We start from the raw sequence: 2,871 nt of genomic DNA, 5'->3' as shown, positions 1-2,871 counted from the left end.
AACTAATCTGATACAATCACTGACAAAACTGGCTCGACAATTTGAATTTGAGAAGCTGGTTGAGTTAGCCGAACCTTTAATAAGTAATAATGAGAAAAACTAGGAATAAAGCCCAAAAATATCGACAAATCCCCCTGAAATCACTGTTAATTATTCCTTTTGTCTTACAAGTTGTCGGTGCAGTCGGGTTAGTTGGCTATCTTTCCTATCGTAGTGGACAAAAAGCGGTAGAGGATATAGCTAAATCCTTGATGACGGAAGTAGGCGATCGCATTGATCAGAATTTAGCCAATTATTTGCAGACTTCAGTAGCAGTTACTCGCAATAATGCCGATGCGATTAAACTAGGCATTTTGAACTATCAAGATTTATCCACAGTAAAACGCTATTTTTGGCAGCAATCACAAATATTTAATCATATCAATGCCATTGCGATCGCTACCGAGCAGAAAGATATGTTAATTGTGGATAAACATGATGATGGCTCGCGTCTGCTGCGGATCAAAGATAAATCAACTAATAATAAATGGAATAATTACCTGACTGACAATCAAGGCAACAAACTCAAATTAATCCAAAGTGTAAAAGTTTTTGATCCGCATAACGATCCCCCTGGAAATCCTTGGTATGGGGCAACAAAAAAGGCAGGACGTGGAATTTGGCGGATTGTTGTAGCCAGGATCAGAAAGGATGAAACTAAATTAGTAGCCGCCTATTTTTTACCATTTATTGATCAAAACAATACCTTTCAAGGAGTCCTCAGTTGCGCTTTTTCTCTATCTCAATTAGGGGATTTTCTCAATAGTTTGAAAATTGGTCAAACCGGTCAAGCTTTTGTTATAGAAAAAAGTGGATTGTTAATCGGGACTTCTACAGGAGAAATCCCCTTTACTCCCGATGTAATAAAATCTCTGAATACCGTTAAGGAAAGAGATGACCCCAGCAGATATAGATTGAATTCTGTGAATAGTCGAAATGAAATTACTCAGAAAACTACTAAAAAAATATTGCAGTATTTTGGAAGGTTTGATGACATTAATCAACAGCAAGAACTTACCTTTACAGACGAGCATGGTAAACGCTACTTTGTGAAAATTGTCCCATTCCAGAAACAAAAAGGTTTAGATTGGCTGACAGTGGTTGTCATTCCTGAAGCTGACTTCATGGCAGAAATTCAAGCCAATGCTCGTTCGACAATCATATTATGTAGTTTAACTTTAATTATGGCCACAATCTTAGGTATCATCACAGCCAATTGGATTACGACTCCTATATTGCGATTAAGTCGAGCCAGTCAAGCTTTAGCATTAGGAAAATGGGATAATTCTGATTTAGAAAATGGCTCAAGAGCAATTCAAAGTATTACAGAAGTAGCAACGCTGGCTGATTCTTTTCATAAAATGGCTATTCAGTTACAAACAGCTTTTGAAACTTTAGAACAACGAGTCAAAGAGAGAACAGCAGAATTAGCCATTGCCAAAGAAAAAGCCGAAGTAGCAAATCAAGCCAAAAGTGCATTTATTGCTAATATGAGTCATGAATTGCGTTCTCCTCTAAATGCGATTCTCGGCTTTTCTCAATTAATGATACGCGCTAAAAACTTACCATCGGAACAGTATGAAAATGCTGGGATTATCTATCGTAGTGGCGATTATTTACTCACCCTCATTAATAATATTCTCGATTTATCGAAAATTGAAGCCGGAAAAACTACCCTGAATCCTCAAGACTTTGACTTGTATCGCTTACTCGATGATTTAGAAGATATGCTACATCTGCGGGCAACAAATGCTGGATTGGCTTTGATATTCCAGCGCAGTGACAATGTTCCCCGCTATATCTGCACAGATGCAGTCAAACTACGTCAGGTGTTAATCAATCTACTCAGCAACGCGATTAAATTTACCTCAGAAGGCAACGTCAGTCTACTTGTGTTTGCAGGAGAACAAGAAACCACAGATGTATTTCATATCCATTTTCAGGTGCGTGATACAGGTGTAGGGATTTCCGCCACTGAATTACCCAAATTATTTGATGCGTTTACGCAAGCCCAAGCCGGAAAAGATGCCCAAGAAGGTACAGGATTAGGTTTAGCTATTAGCCGTAAATTTGTGCAACTGATGGGGGGAGATATTTCAGTTGAGAGTGAATTGGGCAAAGGTACAACTTTTCAATTTCATCTTCAGGCGAAATTGGCGCAAGCAACAGTCAGTCAGAGTTCGCAAGCCTATCCGCAAGTGTTGGGGCTAGTTGCCAATCAGCCAACATATAAACTGCTGACAGTAGATGATAAAGCCATTAATCGCCAATTGTTGATGAAGTTACTCATGCCTTTGGGGTTTGAGATGAGAGAGGCGAGTAACGGCAAGGAAGCGATCGCAATTTGGGATGAATGGGAACCGCATTTAATCTGGATGGATATGAGAATGCCTGTCATGGATGGTTATGAAGCGACTAAATATATTAAGTCTACTACCAAAGGTAACGCCACAGCCGTCATCGCCTTGACAGCCAGCGTCTTAGAAGAAGAAAAAGCCATAGTTCTCTCTGCTGGTTGTGATGACTTCCTCCGCAAACCCTTTGCCGAACACACCATTTTTAATGCACTAACTAAACATCTCGGTGTAAAATTTATCTTTGCCGACAGCCAAACGCCCCTAGTAAATCAGGCAACAGAGACTATCTTGACATCGCAACACCTCACCTGTATGCCTCAAGAATGGATTACTCAGCTATACACAGCTGCGCTGGAGGCTAATACTAACCAAGTCATAGAACTGGTAGGAGAAATACCAGATACAGCAACTAATCTGATACAATCACTGACAAAACTGGCTCGACAATTTGAATTTGAGAAGCTGGTTGAGTTAG

At 39.7% G+C, this 2,871-nt stretch carries 1 protein-coding gene; it reads left to right on the top strand.

The window, feature by feature from the left end; translation table 11 throughout:
• Positions 1–89: 89 nt before the first annotated feature.
• Positions 90–2,871: ATP-binding protein (locus tag A3775_RS11930; RefSeq protein WP_066425060.1), on the top strand; the 2,782-nt coding region annotated here is incomplete at its 3' end.

This window comes from Anabaena sp. 4-3 (assembly GCF_001597745.1).
GTDB lineage: Bacteria > Cyanobacteriota > Cyanobacteriia > Cyanobacteriales > Nostocaceae > Trichormus.
Note: the sequence above shows the minus strand (reverse complement) of the source record. Positions and strands in the feature narration are given on the sequence as shown.